Raw genomic sequence first — 18,531 nt, forward strand, 5'->3', positions numbered from 1 at the left:
TGAGCCCCGTAGCCCGGATGGAGCGGAGCGTAATCCGGGACGGTGTCCCCGCATTCCGCTCCGCTCCATGCGGGCTACAAGATCAAAGCGGTCACACCGCCTCGAGCTGATCCGCCGCGCGCTTCTTCTTCGTCTTGGACTGGCCGAGCAGGGGGCCGGCGGTAAGCGCGGCCGTATCCGCAACGCCCGGGTCGCGCGAGATCATCGCTGCGACGATCGCGCCGTCGATGATGAGGCCGAGCTGGTGCGCGAGCACTGCTGGCTCGCTCGATCCGAGCTCGCCGGCGAGCTTCTCGATGTGGCCGAGCACGATCTTCTTGTGCTTCAGCGCGATGTTGCGGAACTGCTTGGCGTCCTTGTCGTGCTCGCCGACCGCATTGATGAAGGGGCAGCCGTAGAAGCGCTCCTCCGCGAACCAGCTCTTCAGCGCCGGGAAGATGCGCGTCAGCTTTGCCTGCGCGTCGCCGCCGCCTTGCTCCATGGCGCCGATGAACCATTCGCGCCACTGCCTGCCTTCGCTCTCCAGCACCGCGTTGACGAGATTGGTCTTGGAGCCGAACAATTTGTAAAGCGTGGTCTTCGCCGTGCCGGCTTCCGCGATGATCGCGTCGATGCCGGTGGCGTTGATGCCGTTCTTGCAGAACAGATGCGTCGCGGCGCTCAAGAGGCGCCCGCGCGCGGACTCGTCCTCGCCAGCACCGGCGTGGGGCGAATTGGATGTCTTCTTCGATGACGTCTTTGCCATGAGTCCAAACTTACCCGCAGCCGCGCCGCATCAGCAAGCCGCATCTGTTCCGCGCTGAAAAGATTCGCAGAGCACACCCCATCTGCATCGCCTTTGAGCAAGCGGCTGCTGATCAATCCGCAGGCAGCGATCGCTAAGCGGCTCCAATGCTTCGCCTTTCGGTTTTGGCCGCCTCTGGCACGCTCCATGCAAGAAAACAGACCGTTCGGTATCCTGCCGATTTCCTCGGCTGCCAGGGAGAAAACTGATGACTGCCGTCGTTCAAAAGACAGTGCTGACGGGTTGCCTCGCGCCCATCGACAAGAATGGGCTCGAGCAACTGATCGCGAGCGGCAAGGCCAATCCGAAGGTCGTCAAGACCTTGAAGTGCAAGACGGTCGCGGAAGGCAAGTTCCGCCACGCCAACTACATCCGCAACCTGCCGCCCTACATCGTCGACGAGCCGCCGGGCCTTCTGGGTGACGATACCGCGCCCAATCCGTCCGAAGCCTCGCTCGCCGCGCTCGGCTCCTGCCTTGCGGTCGGCCTGCACGCCAACGCCGTGCATCGCGGCTGGATCGTCAACAAGCTCGAGCTCGAGCTCGAAGGCGACCTCAACATCACGGCCGTGTGGGGCACCGGCGATGTTTCCGACAAACCGGTTGGCTTCACCGACGTGCGCGTCAAGGTCGACATGGAGTGCGAAGGCATCTCGCAGGACGAGATCAACGCGCTGGTCGCTCATGTGAAGAAATGGTCGCCGGTCGCCAACACCTTCACCCGCCCGGTCAATCTCGAGGTCGGCATCTAGGCTGACGGCAACAGGACAAGGTGCGGGAGACGATCATGGGTTCACTGGCTTTATCACGGGCCGACATTTTGGATCAGCCCGCACCGTCCATTGCAGGCGAGGTGGCGCGGATCGCGCGCGAGCAGCTTGCGCCGCTCGCCGCCGGCATCGACGACGGCTCGGTCTATCCGGCCGAGGTGCTGCGCAAGTTCGGCGAGGTCGGCGCCTGGGGCAGTCACATGCCGCATGAAGGTCCCGCCGATTTGCGCTGCGCGATCCAGGCGATGGCAGCGATCGGCGAGGTCTGCGGCGCCACGGCGTTCATGGCCTGGTGCCAGAACACGCTGGTCTGGTACGCCGCGAACTCCACCAATATGAAGCTGGCAAAGCGCTTCGGCGATGCGTTCTCGACCGGCCGCGTGCTCGGCGGCACCGGGCTCTCCAACCCGATGAAGAGCTTTTTCGGCATCGAGAAGCTCAAGCTGAAAGGGCGGAAGGTCGAGGGCGGCTATATCGTTCGCGGCGCGCTGCCATGGGTCTCCAATCTCGGCCCCGATCATTATTTCGGTACCATCTTCGAGCGCGAGGACGAGCCGGGGCTCGTGATGTTCCTGGCCGACTGCTCCGATCCCGCGATCACGCTCACGCCGTGCAAGCCGTTCCTCGCCATGGACGGCACCGGCACCTATGGCGTGCAGTTCCGCGACGCGTTCGTGCCGGATGAGCTGATCCTCGCCGATCCCGCCGGTCCGTTCGTCAAGAAGATCCGCGCCGGCTTCATCCTGCTCCAGGCCGGCATGGCGCTTGGCGTGATCAGGGACTGCATCAACATCATGGACGAGGTCGACAATCCCCTCGGCCACATCAACCGCTATTTGCCGCAGCAGCCGGTGCATTTCCGCGATCTCGCCGCAGAGCTGGAGGCGGAGACCATGGCGCTGGCGCGCGATCCCTACAACGAGGAGGAAACCTACTGGCGCAAGGTGATCGCGCTCCGCTTGCGCGCCGGCGAGGCCAGCGTCGCGGCGGCGCATGCGGCGATGCTGCATTGTGGCGCGCGCGGCTACCTCAGGAGCCACCGCGCGCAGCGGCGTCTGCGCGAAGCCTATTTCGTCGCGATCGTCACGCCTGCCACCAAGCAGCTGCGCAAGATGCTCGCCGATTCCTGATTTTTGCGAGTCCACCCGAAGACCCCCAACCTCAACGGAGAGGCTGCCATGACTGACGTTCTGATCACTGCCGTCGAACTCGCCGATCTCTTGAAGCTAGAGCCGTGTGTCGTCATCGACACCCGCAACCCCGATGCCTACGCCGCCGGCCACCTGCCGGGCGCCGTCAACGTGCACGAGATTTTCACGTTCCTGGCGACCTCGACGCCGGAGGGAATGGCTGAGCTGAAGACCAAGTTTGCCGATGCCTTCGGCGGCGCCGGCCTCTCCGGCAAGGAGACGGCTGTGATTTACGAACAGTCGATGAACTCAGGCTTCGGCCAGTCCTGCCGCGGCTATTACCTGCTCACCATGCTCGGCTATCCCAAGGTCAAGGTGCTGCATGGCGGCTTCGATGCGTGGTCGGCAGCGGGCTTCCCGGTGACGAAGGACGTGCCTGCGCCCGCAAAGGCCTCGTTTGCGATCGTGCCCGAGGCGGGCGAGATCCTGATCGATGCGAAGACGATGCTCGGCGCCGTCGGCAAGCCCGGCATCGCCATCCTCGACGTGCGCGACGTCGACGAGTGGATCGGCGACAGCTCGTCTCCGTACGGCAAGGATTTCTGCCCGCGCAAGGGCCGCATCCCCGGCGCCGTGTGGCTGGAATGGTACCGCATGATGAAGCCGACTGCCGAAGGCCCGCGCTTCAAGTCCAAGGACGAGATTTTGGCCGAATGCGCCACCGTCGGCATCTCGCAGGCGACGCCGGTCTATCTCTACTGCTTCAAGGGCGCGCGGGCCTCGAACACGTTCCTGGCGCTGAAGAACGCCGGCGTGAGGGACGTGCGGATGTATTTCGGCTCCTGGAACGAATGGTCGCGCGATCCGTCGCTGCCGATCGAGCAGGGGCTGCCGATCGCATCCGATGTGACGACCAAGGCGGCGTGAGCCTCGCTAACCGAAGGCCCGCGGACGGGGCGCGATCCCAAGCGCCTTGATCCGCGAGGCCAGCGTGGTCGGCTTGATGTCGAGCATTTCCGCCGCGCCGCCGGGGCCGAACACTTTTCCCGCACAGGCCTCGAGCGCGGCGAGAATGTTGGCGCGCTCGTGATCGCGCATCTCCGACGACGTCATGACCGCCGGGCGCGCGTCGGCCTTCTGGCGCGCGGCGCCGGTCGGCGCTGGCGCGCCGGATGTGTCAGGCAGGTCGATGCGCAGGCGGCCGTTCTGCGACAGGATCGCGGCGCGCTCGATCACGTTCTGCAATTCGCGGACATTGCCGGGCCAGTCGTAGCGCGCGAGCCGCCGCGCATCGCCTTCCGACAGGCGCAAATTCGATTTCAGCGCCTTGCCCTCGCGCGTCAAAAAATGCTGGGCGAGCAGTGGAATGTCCTCGCGCCGCTCGCGCAAGGGCACCGTCTCGATCGGGAAGACGTTGAGGCGGAAATAGAGGTCCTCGCGAAAGCGGCCGCGCTGCACTTCCTGCTTGAGATCGCGGTTGGTCGCGGCGATGACGCGGACGTCGACGGCGCGGGTGCGCTCCTGTCCGACGCGCTCGAAATTGCCTTCCTGCAACACGCGCAGCAGCTTGCCTTGCAGTTCGAGCGGGATCTCGCCGACCTCGTCGAGGAACAGCGTGCCGCCGTCGGCGAGTTCGAACCGGCCGATGCGGTCGCGCGTCGCGCCGGTGAAGGCGCCGCGGACATGGCCGAAGAACTCGCTCTCGAACAATTCGCGCGGGATCGCGGCGCAGTTGACGCGGATCAGCGGCCGGTCGCTGCGGGTGGAATCCTCGTGGATGGCGCGGGCGATCAGCTCCTTGCCGGTGCCGGACTCGCCGGTGATCATCACGGCCGCGGTGGTCGGCGCCACCAGCTTGACCTGGCGCAGCGTCTTCTGGACCGCCTCGCTCTGGCCGATGATGCCGCGCGGATTGGTCTCGATGCGGATTTCCTCCTGGAGATAGGCGTTCTCCAGCTCGAGCCGCTCGCGCAGGCGGTCGACTTCAGTGAGCGCGGCGTGCAGCTTCTCGTCGGCCTCGCGGCGCTGGCTGACGTCGCGAAACACGACGACGGCGCCGACCACGACGCCGCGGTCGCGGATCGGGGTCGAGGTGTATTCGACCCAGGCCGGCGAGCCGTCCTTGCGCCAGAACACCTCGCCGTCGACCTGATGCACGGCGCCGTCGCGGAACGCCGCGTAGATCGGGCAATCATGGTTGTGATAGTGCCGGCCATCGTGATGGGTGTGGTGCACGATCGGGTGGATCTCCTTGCCGACCAGCTCCTCGGCGGTCCAGCCCAGCATGCGTTCGGCGGCGGGGTTGACGAAGGTGGTCTTTCCTTCCGCGTTGACGCCATAGATGCCTTCGCCGGCGGCGCGCAGGATCAGCTGGTTCTCGCGCTCGATGTCCTGGAAGACACGCTCGACCCGCTGCCAGGTCGAGATGCCGCTGCGCATGTGGTCTTCGGCGGCGGCGTCGACATTGCGGCGCCGGCGCGCGTCGAGATCGGTCAGCGTGAGCAGCACCAGCGTGCGGCCGTCATGCGGCAGAACGCAGCCGGCATATTCCAGCCTGAGATTTTGCCCGGTGGCATGGCGGGGAGTGAGCGCCGTGGTCCAGTAGGCGCCCTTGTGCAGCACGGCCTGGGTAAAGACAGTCAGGGCCGGAAGCTCGCCGGCGTGGAGGGTGCTCGCCCTGGTCTGCCGCAGCAGCGCGCGGTCGTAGCCGAGCAGGGCGCAGGCGGCCGGATTGGCATCGATGATCTGGTCGGCATAGGGATCGACCAACAGCGTGGCCTCGACGGAGGATTCGAAGGCCGCGACGCGCGGATCGATCGCCTCGGCGGTATCATCGGAAACGAGCATTGGCATCGTTGCCATTACGAAATCTCGTGATTGAACTACGAATTATCGTATATCACGAGTTTTCGTAGCGACCAAGTGTGATGAAAAGTGCTGCGTCATCAAGGCACTGGCCGGCCGAAAGGCGGTGGCATGCTCCTTGCGTAATTGCTCCTGCAATGACGCGCAGGAGGTCCGATGTCCACGTTCGACAATCCGTTTGATCCCGATCGCAACCTTCGAGCCGGCTGCGTCTGTGGCCAGCACCAATCCGCGGCGGAGCACGAGCAGGCCACGGCGATGCGCTGCGCGCCCGTCGAGAGCGAGGACAAGCGCTACGAGGGCGTCGTCGCCTCCGCGGTGATGCGCGCGATGTTTCCGCAGGACGTGGCGCGGCGCGCCTTCCTGAAATCGGTCGGCGCGTCCACGGCGCTGGCCGCGCTGTCGCAGTTCTTTCCGATTCAGACGGCGACCGAAGTCTTTGCGCAGGCCGGAGCGCCCGAGAAAAAGGACCTCAAGGTCGGCTTCATCCCGATCACTTGCGCGACGCCGATCATCATGGCGGCGCCGATGGGCTTCTATGCCAAGCACGGCCTCAACGTCGAAGTGGTCAAGACCGCCGGCTGGGCCGTGATCCGCGACAAGACCATCAACAAGGAATACGACGCCGCGCACATGCTGGCGCCGATGCCGATCGCGATCTCGCTCGGCCTCGGTGCCAACGCCATTCCGTTTGCCGTCCCCGCGATCGAGAACATCAACGGGCAGGGCATCGTGCTGGCGACCAAGCACAAGGACAAGCGCGACCCGAAGGACTGGAAGGGCCTGAAATTCGCGATCCCCTTCGACTACTCCATGCACAATTATCTGCTGCGCTACTATCTCGCCGAGCACGGGCTCGACCCCGACACCGACGTGCAGCTGCGCTCGGTGCCGCCGCCGGAGATGGTCGCGAACCTCCGCGCCGACAACATCGATGGCTTCCTTGCGCCCGACAACATCTGCCAGCGCGCGATCTATGACGGCGTCGGCTTCATGCACCTGCTCTCGAAGGAGATCTGGGACGGCCATCCCTGCTGCAGCTTTGCCGCCAGCCGCGAATTCATCACCACGGCGCCGAACAGCTTTGCCGCGCTGACGCGCGCCATCGTCGATGCCACCGCCTATGCGTCGAAGGCCGAGAACCGCAAGCAGATCGCCGAGGCCATCGCGCCCGCCAACTACATCAACGCACCGGTCACGGTGCTGGAGCAGGTGCTGACCGGCACCTATGCCGACGGCCTCGGCGGGGTGAAGACCGACGCCAAGCGCGTCGATTTCGATCCGTTCCCCTGGCAGTCCTTTGCGGTGTGGATGCTGACGCAGATGAAGCGCTGGGGCCAGATCAAGGGCGACGTCGACTACAAGGCGGTCGCCGAGCAGGTGTATCTGGCGACGGACACCAAGAAGCTGATGACCGAGATGGGCCTGTCGCCGCCGGCGAGTGCTTACAAGTCGTTCGCGGTGATGGGCAAGACCTTCGATCCGGCAAAGCCCGAGGATTACGTTGCGAGCTTCAAGATCAGGAAGGCGTCGTGATGGACCGCGCTCTCTCATCGTCGTCCCGGCCTAGTGCGCGTTGCGCACGGGGGCCGGGACCCATACGCCGTGCTCTATCGATTGCGATCGGTGAGGGTACCGAACGGCTAGTCTTCGCCAAATTTCTCCCTGGGGTTATGGGTCCCGGCTTTCGCCGGGACGACGGGTGGAGGGATCCCGCAAGATGACCACCACCTCCCTCCGTCTCCGCGCCGGCCTCGTCTCGATCGTGCTGCTGGCCGCGTTCCTCGGCATCTGGCATCTCGCCACGCGCGCAACGGCGCCGGTCGCGACGATGAGCCCGGAATACGCCAAGCTGATGGGCCTCACCGCGACGCAGGGCAAATCCGCCATGCCGGGGCCGCTCGATGTCGGCGCCAAGCTGTGGGAGCACCTGAAGCGGCCGTTCTACGACAACGGACCCAACGACAAGGGGCTCGGCATCCAGCTCGCCTATTCCATCGCGCGCGTCGGCACCGGCTATCTGCTGGCGGTGCTCGTCGCCATTCCGCTCGGCTTCCTGATCGGCATGTCGCCGCTGCTGAGCAAGGCGCTCGACCCCTTCATCCAGGTCTTGAAACCGATCTCGCCGCTCGCCTGGATGCCGCTCGCGCTCTACACCATCAAGGATTCCTCGATCTCGGCGATCTTCGTGATCTTCATCTGCTCGATCTGGCCGATGCTGCTCAACACCGTCTTTGGCGTTGCCAGCGTGCGCAAGGAATGGATCAACGTCGCGCGCACGCTCGAGGTCGGCACCATCAGGCGTGCCTTCACCGTGATCCTGCCGGCGGCGGCGCCGACGATCCTGACCGGCATGCGCATCTCCATCGGCATCGCCTGGCTCGTGATCGTCGCCGCCGAGATGCTCGTCGGCGGCACCGGCATCGGCTACTTCGTCTGGAACGAGTGGAACAACCTCTCGATCACCAACGTCATCATCGCGATCCTCTTGATCGGGATCGTCGGCATGCTGCTCGACCAAATCCTCGCGCGCTTCACGCGCATGGTCACATTTCCGGAGTAGGGGCCGATGACCGACAAATTCGTCTCCATCGAAGGCATCGCAAAGCGCTATCCGGGTGCGGGCGGTGCCACGACCACCGTGTTCGAGAACCTGTGGCTGTCGATGCCGCGCGGGGAGTTTTGCTGCGTGATCGGCCATTCCGGCTGCGGCAAGACCACGGTGCTCAACATCCTCGCCGGCCTCGATGCGCCGAGCGAAGGCGCCGTCATCGTCGACGGGCAGGCGATCTCGGGCACCAGCCTCGACCGCGCCGTGATCTTCCAGAGCCACGCGCTGCTGCCCTGGCGCACCGTGCTCGGCAACGTCGCCTATGCCGTGAGCTCGAAATGGCGCAGCTGGGATCGGGCGAAGGTCAAGGCGCACGCGCAGACCTTCATCGATCTCGTCGGCCTGACGGGCTCAGAGCACAAGCGACCCTCGGAGCTCTCGGGTGGCATGAAGCAGCGCGTCGGCATCGCCCGCGCGCTCTCGATCACGCCGAAGATGATGCTGATGGACGAGCCGTTCTCGGCGCTGGATGCGCTAACGCGCGGCACGCTGCAGGACGAGGTGCGGCGCATCTGTCTGGAGACTGGCCAGACCGCGTTCATGATCACCCACGACGTGGACGAGGCGATCTACCTCGCCGACAAGATCTTCCTGATGACCAACGGCCCCGGCGCGGTGCTCGCGGAGGTGGTCGAAAATCCGCTGCCGAAGGATCGCGGCCGCACCGACCTGCACCGCCATCCGCTGTACTACGCGCTGCGCAACCACATCATCGATTTCCTGGTGACGCGCAGCAAGACATTCGCGGCCGAGAAGCCCGGTCACGATCCGCGCAACGTGCCCGTGGTGCATATCGGCAAGCCCGGGCTGACGGTCGCCTCCGACGCCAAGCCGGAGCCGCTCAAGGAGACGTCATGGCCGGGCTTGTCCCGGCCATCCACGTCTTCCTAAGCCAGCCAAGAACGTGTGCCCGGGACATTTTGTATGAAGACGCGCTTCGCGCTTTTAGCCCGGGCGCACGGACACCTAACCAAGAGGAGACCCTGACATGAAACGCGAAGACCTCACCGAGAAGCTGCTCGACATCAAGCGCGAGAAGGGCTGGAGCTGGAAATACATCTGCGAGCAGATCGGCGGCTATGCGGAGGTGCTGATCGTCGGCGCGATCCTCGGCCAGATGAAACTGACGAAGCCCCAGGCCGCCAACGCCGGCGAGCTGTTCGGCCTGTCGAAGGCCGAGACCGCGATGCTCAACGAGGTGCCGATGCGCGGCACCGGCACGCCGATGCCGCCGACCGATCCGCTGATCTACCGCTTCTACGAGATGGTGATGGTCAACGGCCCGGCCTGGAAGGCGCTGATCGAGGAAGAATTCGGCGACGGCATCATGTCGGCGATCGACTTCGACATGGGGATCGAGCGCGTCGCGAACCCGAAGGGCGACCGCGTCAAGATCACCATGAGCGGCAAGTTCCTGCCGTACAAATATTACGGCGCCAGCGGCAACGTGCCGGAGTATGGCTTCAAGGAGGGGTGATTTCCCGCTCCGTCATTCCGGGACGATGCGAAGCATCGGACCCGGAATCTCGAGATTCCGGGGTCGGTCTTGCGGACCGCCCCGGAATGACTGCGAGTGTGGGACGCGCGCGGCCTTATGTCCCCGCCTTCACCTCGGCCGCGGCCACAGCGAGCAACTCGCTCATCTTGGCGCGAATCGCCTGTTCGGTGACGACGACGCTCTTGGCGGCGAAATCGGCCATGAGCTTGCGCAGGACGTCGCCATCGCCAGCCTCCTCGAAATCGGCCGCGACCACCTCCTTGGCGTAGGCCGTGGCGGCTTCGCCGGATTTGCCGAGCTTTTCCGCGGCCCACAGCCCGAGCAGGCGGTTGCGGCGGGCCTCCGCCTTGAACTTCTGCTCCTCGTCGAGGGCGAACTTCTTCTCAAAGCCTTCCTCGCGCTTGTTGATCTCGTTCATGCCTTTTCCAATTCCCTGCTGACTGGACCCGGCGGCCCTCGTTGCGACAGCCCCGGCGCATGCCTAGATAGGGGGCACGAATCGGCAAAACAACGAGCCGTTAAGCCGCAGGCAAAACGGTATAAGTTGGTGCCGGACGGCCGGATCGATTGTGCTCGGACAGCCAATCGGATAGGTTGCCTAAAGGCTTGGTTCCCGTTCTGTTTCTACGGGTTCCCGGCCGTTCACGGCAGCTCCGCTGTGGGTCGTAATCCTAGTCAACCGGAGCACACCAAATTCATGGATTTCAACAAAACACGGTACATCCCAATGAGCCGTCGGCGTCGCATTTATGAAGGCAAGGCAAAGGTTCTTTACGAAGGCCCGGAGCCAGGTACCCTGATCCAGCACTTCAAGGATGACGCCACCGCGTTCAATGCGAAAAAGCATCAGGTGATCGAGGGCAAGGGTGTCCTCAACAACCGGATCTCGGAGTACCTGTTTCAGCACCTCAACGACATCGGGGTGCCGACCCACTTCATCCGCCGCCTCAACATGCGCGAGCAGTTGATTCGCGAGGTCGAGATCGTGCCGCTGGAAGTGGTGGTGCGGAACGTCGCCGCCGGCTCGCTGTCGCAGCGCCTCGGCATCGAGGAGGGCACGCAGCTGCCGCGCTCGATCATCGAATTCTACTACAAGAACGACCAGCTCAACGACCCCATGGTCTCGGAAGAGCACATCACCGCCTTCGGCTGGGCCACGCCCCAGGAGATCGACGACATCATGGCGCTCGCCATCCGCGTCAACGACTTCCTCACCGGCCTCTTCCTCGGCATCGGCATCCGCCTCGTCGACTTCAAGATGGAGTGCGGGCGGCTGTTCGAGAACGAGATGATGCGGATCATCGTCGCCGACGAGATCTCGCCGGACTCCTGCCGCCTGTGGGACATCAAGTCGAACGAGAAGCTCGACAAGGATCGTTTCCGCCGGGATCTCGGCGGGCTGCTGGAGGCCTATACCGAAGTTGCAAAACGCCTCGGCATCCTCATGGAGAACGAGCGTCCGGCGGGCTCCGGCCCGGTGCTGGTGAAGAGCTAAAGGGGTTTTCGACGTGAAGGCACGTGTCACCGTTACCTTGAAAACGGGCATTCTCGATCCGCAGGGCAAGGCCATCGAAGGCGCGCTGAAGTCGCTCGGCGTCGACGGCGTCGCCAGTGTCCGCCAGGGCAAGGTGTTCGACATCGAACTCGCCGGCGCCGACAAGGCAAAGGCGGAAGCCGCGCTGAAGGAGGCCGCCGACAAGCTGCTGGCGAACACCGTGATCGAGAACTATCGGGTCGAGATCGTCTGAACCGTCCCGTAGACCCTCATAGTGAGGAGGCGCGCAAGCGCCGTCTCGAACCATGCAGGCCCGGGTCTCGCACCTCGGCCTTCATCCTTCGAGACGCGCGCGAAGAGCGCGCTCCTCAGGATGAGGAGCGGGAACGGTTGTGACGCTGCAGTCGTAGCCCGGATGGAGCGAAGCGAAATCCGGGGGCTATCCGCGACGGCGCTGTCCCGGATTGCGCTTCGCTCCATCCGGGCTACGAAGTTGCCCGAGCGCTTTCGCGCTCACAGCCATCCGACGCGACGGAAGCGCCAATAGAGCGCGCCGCATGCCATCAGCATCACGCCGAGCAGCAAGTAATAGCCGTACTCCCATTCCAGCTCCGGCATGTGCTTGAAGTTCATGCCGTAGATGCCCGCGAGCGCGGTCGGGATCGCGATGATCGCGAGCCATGAGGCAAGCTTCTTGGAGACCGCCGTCTCCTGCGCCTGTCCCACCAGCAGGCTCGCTTCGAAGGCGAAGGCCAGCACCTCGCGCATGGAATCGATGCGCTCCTGGATGTTCCTGACGTGGTCGGTGACGTCGCGGAACAGCGGCTGCATGGCCTGCCGCACCATCGCCAGCTCGTCATGCTCCAGACGGCGGCAGACCTCCACCAGCGGGCCGATCGCGTTCCTGAGCCGCAGCAGGTCGCGGCGCAGCATGTAGAGCCGCTCGATCTGCGCCTTGCTGATCGGCTTGGAGAGCACGTCGTCCTCGATGCCCTCGACCTCGTCGTGGATGCTCTCGAGCACGGGCGAGTAGTTGTCGACGATGAAATCGAGGATGGCGTAGAGGATGTAGTCCTCGCCGCGCGCGAGCGCTCGCGGGCAGCTCTCGCAGCGTTCGCGCACCGGCGTGTAGGACGTCGAGGCGCCGTGGCGCACCGAGACCAGATAGCCTTCGCCGACGAAGATGTGGGTCTCGCCGAAGGCGATCCGGCCCTCGACCAGCTGCGCCGTCCGCGCCACGATGAACAGGGCCTCGCCATATTGCTCGATCTTGGGCCGCTGATGGGCGTGGGCGGCGTCCTCGATCGCGAGATCGTGGAGGTCGAACTGCTTCTGCACGGCGCCGAGCAGGGCCGCGTTCGGCTCGTGCAGCCCGATCCAGACCACGTGGCCGGGCTTGGCTCGCCAGCTCGAGGCCTCGCTGATGGCGATGTTGGCGACGCGCCGGCCGTCGACATAGGCACCCGCGGCGACGACGCCCTCAGCGGACACCGGATCGGCGGAGGATGCGGGCAGCGACGGGACGTTCATGGCTGCAATCCCGGGCAAAATCGTCAGGCAAAAGCGCCGTGGCTATGGCCTGTGTACAAGGCCGTCCGGCGAGGCTAGCACTGGTAAAATCCCCGTCAAATGGCTATGTCTCTTCACGAATTGGCCCTTTGGCCAGCCCGATTCCCGTCACCGTCGGAACCCCTGCCATGAAAGCCGCCATCCTCGTCTTTCCCGGAATCAACCGCGAGCGCGACATGGCGCGCGCGCTGAGGCTGATCTCGGGCAGCGAGCCCGCGATGGTCTGGCACGCCGAGACGTCGCTCCCGGCAGGCACCGATCTCGTGGTCGTGCCCGGCGGCTTCTCCTATGGCGATTACCTGCGCTGTGGCGCAATCGCCGCGCGTGCGCCGGTGATGGATGCGGTGCGCGACTATGCGGCCAAGGGCGGCCTCGTGCTCGGCGTCTGCAACGGTTTTCAGATCCTCTGCGAGTCCGGCCTCTTGCCGGGGGTGCTGATGCGCAATGCGCGGCTGAAATTCATCTGCCGCGACGTGCATCTGCGCGTCGAGCGCTCCGACACGCCATTCACCCGCGGCTACAATGCCGGGCAGGTGATCCGCGTCCCCGTCGCGCATGGCGAGGGCAATTACGAGGCGGATGAGGAGACCATCAAGCGCATCGAGGGCGAGGGGCGGGTGCTCTATCGCTACTGCTCGGCCGACGGCGCGGTTGACGAGAGCCACAACATCAACGGCGCGGCGCATTCGATCGCCGGCCTCGTCAACGACAGGGGCAACGTGCTCGGCATGATGCCGCATCCGGAAAACCACGTCGAAGACATCATGGGCTGCACCGACGGCCGCGGCCTGTTCGCCGGTCTCACCGCGCATCTGGAAAAGGCCGCGTGATTTCGTTCGTGTTGAAACGGGTCCTCGCCGCGATCGCGGCGCTGTCGCTCACGACTGCCGCATTCGCCCAGGATTTCCCCAAGCGTCCGATCACGATGATCGTGCCGTTCGCGGCCGGCGGCACCTCGGACGTGATCGCGCGCACGGTCGCCGAGCAGATGGGCATCGCGCTCGGCCAGACCATCGTCATCGAGAATGTCGCCGGCGCCGGCGGTTCGACCGCGCTGGCACGCGCCTCCCGCGCCGAGCCTGACGGCTACACCATCGCGATCGGCAATGCCGGCACCAATGCCGCGACCTACACGATCTATCCAAAGCTGCCGTTCACGCCCGAATCCTTCGTGCCGATCGCCATGGTGGCCAAGACGTTCGGCATCATCGCGATCCGGAAGGATTTTCCGGCGAAGGACCTCAAGGAGTTCATCGCCTACGCCAAGGCCAATCCGGGCAAGATCAATCTCGGCCATGCCGGCGTCGGCTCCTCGAACTATTTGATCTGCAAGAGCTTCGTCACGGCCGCCGGGATCGACGCGACGCTGGTCGGCTATCGCGGCGCCGCGCCTGCGCTGACCGATGCGGTCGGCAGCCAGATCGACGGCGTCTGCGATGCGGCCGCCTCGGTGTCGCAGTCGATCAACGAGAAGCTGGTGCGGGGGCTCGTGGTCGGCTCGACCGTGCGGCTCGCGACGCTGCCAGATCTGCCGACGTCCGCCGAAGCCGGCCTGCCCGAATTCGAGGCGCAGGGCTGGAACGGCCTGTTCGCGCCCAAGGGCACGCCGCCGGCCGTCATCGCCAGGCTGAATGCGGCGGCGCGCACCGCGGTGGAGACCGACGCGGTCAAGAAGCGTTTTGCCGATCTCTCGACCGTCGCGCCCGACGACAACGAGCATACGCCGGAGCTGCTTCAGCAGCTCGTGACGCGCGACGTCGAGAAATACCGGAAGATGCTGGCGGACGACGCCAAGCCATAGCGCCTCGCGCTAGCGCAGCTTCAGTCGCTCGGCCGGCACCGTCATCGCGGCAACGCCGGCCATGACCAGCAACAGGCCCAGCGCCAGGTTCGACGGCACGCTCTCGCCGAGCAGCAGCACCGAGAGGCCGACGCCGATCGGGATGCGCAAATAGCCTTGCGCATTCGTGGTCAGCGTGCCGAGCCGGCCGAGGCAGACGTAGAACAGCATCAGCCCCAACGCGCTGGAGACGATGCCCATGACGATGGTGGCGATGATCGCCTGAAACGTCGGATGCAGCGTCCAGGGCTGGTCGATGATCAGCGAAGGCGGGAGCAGGATGAGGCCGCCGAACAGCAGCGAGCCGGCGGCCACCACCATCGGGTCGTAGTCGGATAGCCTGAGGCCGAAGATCGTCGCGCAGGCAAAGGAGATGGTGGCGAGCAGGATCGCGATCTCCGCGATGATCTCGCGGCCGAAGCCGCCGAGCGCATCGAGGCCGACGATGGCGACCGTGCCGGCGAGACCGAGGATCGCGCCCGCGAGCTTCAACAGCGTGGCGGGCTCGTGGCGCGTGATCAGCGAGGTGATCAGGAAGGCGAAGATCGGCGTCGTCGAGGCCAGCACCACCGTGTTGGATGCCGGCACATATTGCTGCGACCAGGTGATGACCAGGAACGGGAAGGTCGAGTTGATCAGCTGCTGGGTCGCGAACAGCTTCCAGGCCTTCGCGTCGGTCGGGATCCTGACGCCGCGCATCCACAGGATCGCGAACAGGAAGGCGGCCGCGATCAGCGACCGCGCCGAGATGAAGGTGATGGGCGGGATCGTGTCCAGCGCGAGCTTGGCCAGCGGATAGGTGGAGCTCCAGCAGCAGGCGAGCGCGAACAGCAGCGCATAGTCGCGCCAGTTACGGGCGCCGGTCGCGGCCACGGACGGTAGCGGCGATGATACGGAGGCCGCTGCGCGACCCCTCGGCGACGTGCTCTGCGGCACCTTGTTCCTGCTCCCCGGCGCGACCGCGCTTCTCGCAAGTCTGGGCGAGGGGACGCCAAAAGGGAAGGCGTCGAGCTATGCGTTTGGCTGAGGGAGCGACTTCCACTTGGCCCGCTTGATCGTCCCGGAAAAGGTGAACAGAAGGCGCTCGCCGGAGGCCATCTGCCCGCGCAGGAAGATCAATGAGCCGCCGGCGCGGGTGACCTCGCCGGTGCACTCGATCAGCTCGCCCTCATGCCCGGCATCCAGGAATTCGCAGGCGAAATTGACCGTCACGCCGCGGCCGTTCAGTGCGTTCCGGCCGATCGCGAACAGGCAGTAATCGGCGAAGGCCATGAAGCAGCCGCCATGGACGTTGCCGGAGCCGTTCAAATGCCTCTTTTCGACCCGGAAGGCGCAGCGGACGCTGCCGTCCGCCTCCAGGCGGTGCCAGAAGGGGCCGATATGGTTCTCAAAGCTGTCCCTGATCCAGGTCTGCCAGCCCTCGAACTCACCCTCGGTCGCGACATGCAGCTCGGGGCGGGGCGAAGCGGCCGTTTTGGTCAATTCGTGCAAGGAAATGGGCCTTCAATTGCGGGTCCTTAGCCCTTAAATCCGATCTGTCCGCGCTGTGCAATTCCCGTTCCCGCACCCCTCGGCCGCAAAACGTGGGACAGTGGGAAAATGCGCCATAAAGGGCTTTTCGCGAGGCCCCGATCTTCCTAAGAACGGCCAACCGCCGCCGAAAGCCCCGAATCCATGAAGAACGAACCCAAGATCACCCCCGAACTGGTTGCCGCCCACGGGCTCAAGCCCGACGAATACGAGCGCATCCTGAAGCTGATCGGGCGGGAGCCGACCTTCACCGAGCTCGGCATCTTCTCGGCAATGTGGAACGAGCATTGCTCGTACAAATCCTCGCGCATCCATCTGCGCGGCCTGCCGACGAAAGCGCCCTGGGTGATCCAGGGCCCCGGCGAGAATGCCGGTGTGATCGACATCGGCGACGGCCAGGCCGTGGTCTTCAAGATGGAGAGCCACAACCACCCGAGCTACATCGAGCCCTATCAGGGTGCGACCACCGGCGTCGGCGGCATCCTGCGCGACGTCTTCACGATGGGCGCGCGCCCGATCGCCTGCCTCAATGCGCTGAGCTTCGGTGCCCCCGAGCATGCCAAGACCCGGCATCTGGTCTCTGGCGTGGTCGCCGGCGTCGGCGGCTACGGCAATTCCTTCGGCGTGCCGACGGTCGGGGGCCAGGTGCGCTTCCACACCCGCTACGACGGCAACATCCTCGTCAACGCGATGGCCGTGGGCCTCGCCGACGCCGACAAGATCTTCTATGCGGCCGCCTCCGGCGTGAACATGCCGATCGTCTATCTGGGCTCCAAGACCGGCCGTGACGGCATCCATGGCGCCTCGATGGCCTCGGCCGAGTTCGACGACAAGTCCGAGGAGAAGCGCCCGACCGTGCAGGTCGGCGATCCCTTCGCCGAGAAGCTTTTGCTCGAAGCGTGCCTCGAGATCATGGAGAAGGGCTGCGTCATCGCGATCCAGGACATGGGCGCGGCGGGCCTGACCTGTTCGGCGGTCGAGATGGGCGCCAAGGGCGACCTCGGCGTCGACCTCGATCTCGACGCGGTGCCGACCCGCGAGACCGGCATGAGCGCCTACGAGATGATGCTCTCGGAAAGCCAGGAGCGCATGCTGATGGTGCTCAAGCCCGAGAAGGAGAAGGAAGCCGAGGCGATCTTCGAGAAGTGGGGCCTCGACTTCGCGGTGGTCGGCTACACCACGCCGAGCAAGCGTTTCGTGGTCAAGCATGGCGGCGACGTCATGGCCGACCTTCCGATCAAGGAGCTCGGCGACGAGGCGCCGCTCTATGACCGCCCGCATGTCCCTTCCGCCGCGCTGCCGGTCGTGCACGCGCGCGAGGTGCCGGCGCCGATGGGTGTCGGGGCCGCGCTGGAGAAGCTGATCGGCACGCCCGACATGTGCAGCAAGCGCTGGGTCTGGGAGCAGTACGACCACGTCATCCTCGGCAACACCATGCAGCGCCCCGGCGGCGATGCCGCCGTGGTGCGCGTGCAGGACGGCCCGAAGGGCCTGGCGCTGACCGTCGACGTCACGCCGCGCTATTGCGAGGCCGATCCGTTCGAGGGCGGCAAGCAGGCGGTGGCGGAGGCCTGGCGCAACATCACCGCGGTCGGCGGCAAGCCGCTCGCGATCACCGACAATCTCAACTTCGGCAATCCTGAGCGGCCCGAGATCATGGGCCAGTTCGTCGGCTGCCTGAAGGGCATCTCGGAAGCCTGCCGCACGCTCGACTTCCCGGTCGTCTCAGGCAACGTCTCGCTCTACAACGAGACCAACGGCCGCGCGATCCTGCCGACGCCCTCGATCGGCGGCGTCGGCCTGCTCGACGATTTCACCAAGTCCGCCTCGCTCGCCTTCAAGGCCGAGGGCGAGGCGATCCTGCTGATCGGCGAGACCCATGGCTGGCTCGGCCAGTCGGTTTACTTGCGCGACATCTGCGGTCGCGAGGAGGGCGCGCCACCGCCGGTCGATCTCGCCGCCGAGAAGCGCAACGGCGACTGCGTCCGCGGCATGATCCATGCGGGCACCGCGACCGCCGTGCACGACCTCTCCGACGGCGGCCTGCTGATCGCGCTCGCCGAGATGGCGATGGCGAGTGGCATCGGCGCGAAGCTGCTGGCGGCGCCGACCGCGCTCGTGTCGCAGGCCTATTGGTTCGGCGAGGACCAGGCGCGCTATCTCGTCACCGTGCCGGAAACGGAGGCCGGGCGCGTGCTGGCCAAGATGCGCGGCTGCGAGGTGCCCTGCGTGCGGATCGGTACCACCGGCGGCGACACCATCGCGATCGCCGGCGAGGCGCCGGTTGCGATCGACACGCTGCGCAAGTCGTTCGAGCGTTGGCTGCCGGAGTATATGGGCGGGAAGGCGGCGTAAGCTTTTTCGTAGCCCGGATGAGCGCAGCGACATCCGGGACTTTCTTGATGGGGTCTCCCGGATATCGCTGCGCTCATCCGGGCTA

General features: G+C 65.3%; 18 protein-coding genes. 12 read left to right on the forward strand and 6 right to left on the reverse strand.

The features are described from left to right. Window positions 1-91: 91 nt before the first annotated feature. Window positions 92-745, reverse strand: a complete 654-nt coding sequence (locus tag XI08_RS30505) for a TetR/AcrR family transcriptional regulator (protein ID WP_271577224.1) — start codon at window positions 743-745, stop codon at window positions 92-94. A gap of 247 nt (window positions 746-992) precedes the next feature. Here XI08_RS30505 and XI08_RS30510 point away from each other — a divergent pair, with 247 nt between their 5' ends. From XI08_RS30510 to XI08_RS30520, 3 genes are read left to right on the forward strand one after another with little or no spacing between them, the layout of a single operon-like run. Next, window positions 993-1,535 (forward strand): OsmC family protein, encoded by a 543-nt coding sequence (locus XI08_RS30510; protein WP_092191689.1) that lies wholly within the window; start codon window positions 993-995, stop codon window positions 1,533-1,535. A 35-nt stretch (window positions 1,536-1,570) separates the two neighbouring features. Next, window positions 1,571-2,683 carry an acyl-CoA dehydrogenase family protein gene (locus XI08_RS30515; protein WP_271577225.1) on the forward strand — a complete coding sequence of 371 codons (1,113 nt, stop codon included), beginning with the start codon at window positions 1,571-1,573 and terminating at the stop codon, window positions 2,681-2,683. A 48-nt stretch (window positions 2,684-2,731) separates the two neighbouring features. Continuing rightward, window positions 2,732-3,610 carry a sulfurtransferase gene (locus XI08_RS30520; RefSeq protein ID WP_271577226.1) on the forward strand — a complete coding sequence of 293 codons (879 nt, stop codon included), beginning with the start codon at window positions 2,732-2,734 and terminating at the stop codon, window positions 3,608-3,610. Between the two features lie 6 nt (window positions 3,611-3,616). Here XI08_RS30520 and XI08_RS30525 read toward each other — a convergent pair whose 3' ends face one another. Further along, window positions 3,617-5,545 (reverse strand): sigma 54-interacting transcriptional regulator, encoded by a 1,929-nt coding sequence (locus tag XI08_RS30525; RefSeq protein WP_271577227.1) that lies wholly within the window; start codon window positions 5,543-5,545, stop codon window positions 3,617-3,619. A 159-nt stretch (window positions 5,546-5,704) separates the two neighbouring features. On the opposite strand from XI08_RS30525, the gene XI08_RS30530 reads away from it, so the two are divergent. The 4 genes from XI08_RS30530 to cynS all read left to right on the forward strand — a co-directional run bounded on the left by XI08_RS30530 (window position 5,705) and on the right by cynS (window position 9,636). Next, window positions 5,705-7,084: a CmpA/NrtA family ABC transporter substrate-binding protein gene (locus tag XI08_RS30530; protein WP_271577228.1), complete on the forward strand. Its 1,380-nt coding sequence runs from the start codon at window positions 5,705-5,707 to the stop codon at window positions 7,082-7,084. Between the two features lie 184 nt (window positions 7,085-7,268). Beyond that, window positions 7,269-8,111 carry a nitrate ABC transporter permease gene (ntrB, locus tag XI08_RS30535; RefSeq protein ID WP_271577229.1) on the forward strand — a complete coding sequence of 281 codons (843 nt, stop codon included), beginning with the start codon at window positions 7,269-7,271 and terminating at the stop codon, window positions 8,109-8,111. A gap of 6 nt (window positions 8,112-8,117) precedes the next feature. Then, window positions 8,118-9,050, forward strand: coding sequence for an ABC transporter ATP-binding protein (locus tag XI08_RS30540; protein ID WP_271577230.1), 933 nt, complete (start codon window positions 8,118-8,120; stop codon window positions 9,048-9,050). 97 nt (window positions 9,051-9,147) lie between these two features. Further along, the gene (gene cynS, locus XI08_RS30545) at window positions 9,148-9,636 is read left to right on the forward strand and encodes a cyanase (protein WP_011088475.1); all 489 of its coding nucleotides are present in this window, start codon (window positions 9,148-9,150) and stop codon (window positions 9,634-9,636) included. 115 nt (window positions 9,637-9,751) lie between these two features. Here cynS and XI08_RS30550 read toward each other — a convergent pair whose 3' ends face one another. Beyond that, window positions 9,752-10,075 (reverse strand): DUF1476 domain-containing protein, encoded by a 324-nt coding sequence (locus tag XI08_RS30550; RefSeq protein ID WP_271577231.1) that lies wholly within the window; start codon window positions 10,073-10,075, stop codon window positions 9,752-9,754. Window positions 10,076-10,384: 309 nt separating this feature from the next. Between XI08_RS30550 and purC the strand changes: the two genes are divergently transcribed. Together purC and purS are read left to right on the forward strand one after the other, a co-directional pair. Continuing rightward, window positions 10,385-11,152, forward strand: coding sequence for a phosphoribosylaminoimidazolesuccinocarboxamide synthase (gene purC, locus XI08_RS30555; protein WP_008974302.1), 768 nt, complete (start codon window positions 10,385-10,387; stop codon window positions 11,150-11,152). Window positions 11,153-11,165: 13 nt separating this feature from the next. Then, window positions 11,166-11,405, forward strand: coding sequence for a phosphoribosylformylglycinamidine synthase subunit PurS (gene purS, locus XI08_RS30560; RefSeq protein WP_014494125.1), 240 nt, complete (start codon window positions 11,166-11,168; stop codon window positions 11,403-11,405). A gap of 260 nt (window positions 11,406-11,665) precedes the next feature. Here purS and XI08_RS30565 read toward each other — a convergent pair whose 3' ends face one another. Continuing rightward, entirely contained in the window at window positions 11,666-12,682 is a 1,017-nt protein-coding gene (locus tag XI08_RS30565) for a magnesium and cobalt transport protein CorA (protein ID WP_271577232.1), read from the reverse strand. A 167-nt stretch (window positions 12,683-12,849) separates the two neighbouring features. Between XI08_RS30565 and purQ the strand changes: the two genes are divergently transcribed. Both purQ and XI08_RS30575 read left to right on the forward strand, forming a co-directional pair. Beyond that, on the forward strand, window positions 12,850-13,551 hold the full coding sequence (gene purQ / locus XI08_RS30570) for a phosphoribosylformylglycinamidine synthase subunit PurQ (RefSeq protein WP_027548640.1): 702 nt from the start codon (window positions 12,850-12,852) through the stop codon (window positions 13,549-13,551). After that, a complete protein-coding gene (locus XI08_RS30575) occupies window positions 13,548-14,522 on the forward strand; it encodes a tripartite tricarboxylate transporter substrate binding protein BugD (protein ID WP_271577233.1) in 975 nt (324 codons plus the stop codon). The genes purQ and XI08_RS30575 overlap by 4 nt, the downstream gene beginning before the upstream one ends. A 9-nt stretch (window positions 14,523-14,531) precedes the next feature. Here XI08_RS30575 and XI08_RS30580 read toward each other — a convergent pair whose 3' ends face one another. After that, window positions 14,532-15,497, reverse strand: coding sequence for a DMT family transporter (locus XI08_RS30580; protein ID WP_271577234.1), 966 nt, complete (start codon window positions 15,495-15,497; stop codon window positions 14,532-14,534). A gap of 75 nt (window positions 15,498-15,572) precedes the next feature. Next, on the reverse strand, window positions 15,573-16,052 hold the full coding sequence (locus XI08_RS30585) for a PaaI family thioesterase (RefSeq protein ID WP_271577235.1): 480 nt from the start codon (window positions 16,050-16,052) through the stop codon (window positions 15,573-15,575). 183 nt (window positions 16,053-16,235) lie between these two features. Here XI08_RS30585 and purL point away from each other — a divergent pair, with 183 nt between their 5' ends. Then, window positions 16,236-18,446, forward strand: coding sequence for a phosphoribosylformylglycinamidine synthase subunit PurL (gene purL / locus XI08_RS30590; protein ID WP_271577236.1), 2,211 nt, complete (start codon window positions 16,236-16,238; stop codon window positions 18,444-18,446). Window positions 18,447-18,531 lie beyond the last annotated feature (85 nt).

Source organism: Bradyrhizobium sp. CCBAU 11361, assembly GCF_028128935.1.
Lineage (GTDB): Bacteria > Pseudomonadota > Alphaproteobacteria > Rhizobiales > Xanthobacteraceae > Bradyrhizobium > Bradyrhizobium niftali.

Bases quoted from the DNA above. Each gene is read 5' to 3' on its own strand.
- XI08_RS30505 (WP_271577224.1), bottom strand. From the start codon at position 745: ATGGCAAAGACGTCATCGAAGAAGACATCCAATTCGCCCCACGCCGGT.
- XI08_RS30510 (WP_092191689.1), top strand. From the start codon at position 993: ATGACTGCCGTCGTTCAAAAGACAGTGCTGACGGGTTGCCTCGCGCCC.
- XI08_RS30515 (WP_271577225.1), top strand. From the start codon at position 1,571: ATGGGTTCACTGGCTTTATCACGGGCCGACATTTTGGATCAGCCCGCA.
- XI08_RS30520 (WP_271577226.1), top strand. From the start codon at position 2,732: ATGACTGACGTTCTGATCACTGCCGTCGAACTCGCCGATCTCTTGAAG.
- XI08_RS30525 (WP_271577227.1), bottom strand. From the start codon at position 5,545: ATGGCAACGATGCCAATGCTCGTTTCCGATGATACCGCCGAGGCGATC.
- XI08_RS30530 (WP_271577228.1), top strand. From the start codon at position 5,705: ATGTCCACGTTCGACAATCCGTTTGATCCCGATCGCAACCTTCGAGCC.
- ntrB (WP_271577229.1), top strand. From the start codon at position 7,269: ATGACCACCACCTCCCTCCGTCTCCGCGCCGGCCTCGTCTCGATCGTG.
- XI08_RS30540 (WP_271577230.1), top strand. From the start codon at position 8,118: ATGACCGACAAATTCGTCTCCATCGAAGGCATCGCAAAGCGCTATCCG.
- cynS (WP_011088475.1), top strand. From the start codon at position 9,148: ATGAAACGCGAAGACCTCACCGAGAAGCTGCTCGACATCAAGCGCGAG.
- XI08_RS30550 (WP_271577231.1), bottom strand. From the start codon at position 10,075: ATGAACGAGATCAACAAGCGCGAGGAAGGCTTTGAGAAGAAGTTCGCC.
- purC (WP_008974302.1), top strand. From the start codon at position 10,385: ATGAGCCGTCGGCGTCGCATTTATGAAGGCAAGGCAAAGGTTCTTTAC.
- XI08_RS30565 (WP_271577232.1), bottom strand. From the start codon at position 12,682: ATGAACGTCCCGTCGCTGCCCGCATCCTCCGCCGATCCGGTGTCCGCT.
- purQ (WP_027548640.1), top strand. From the start codon at position 12,850: ATGAAAGCCGCCATCCTCGTCTTTCCCGGAATCAACCGCGAGCGCGAC.
- purL (WP_271577236.1), top strand. From the start codon at position 16,236: ATGAAGAACGAACCCAAGATCACCCCCGAACTGGTTGCCGCCCACGGG.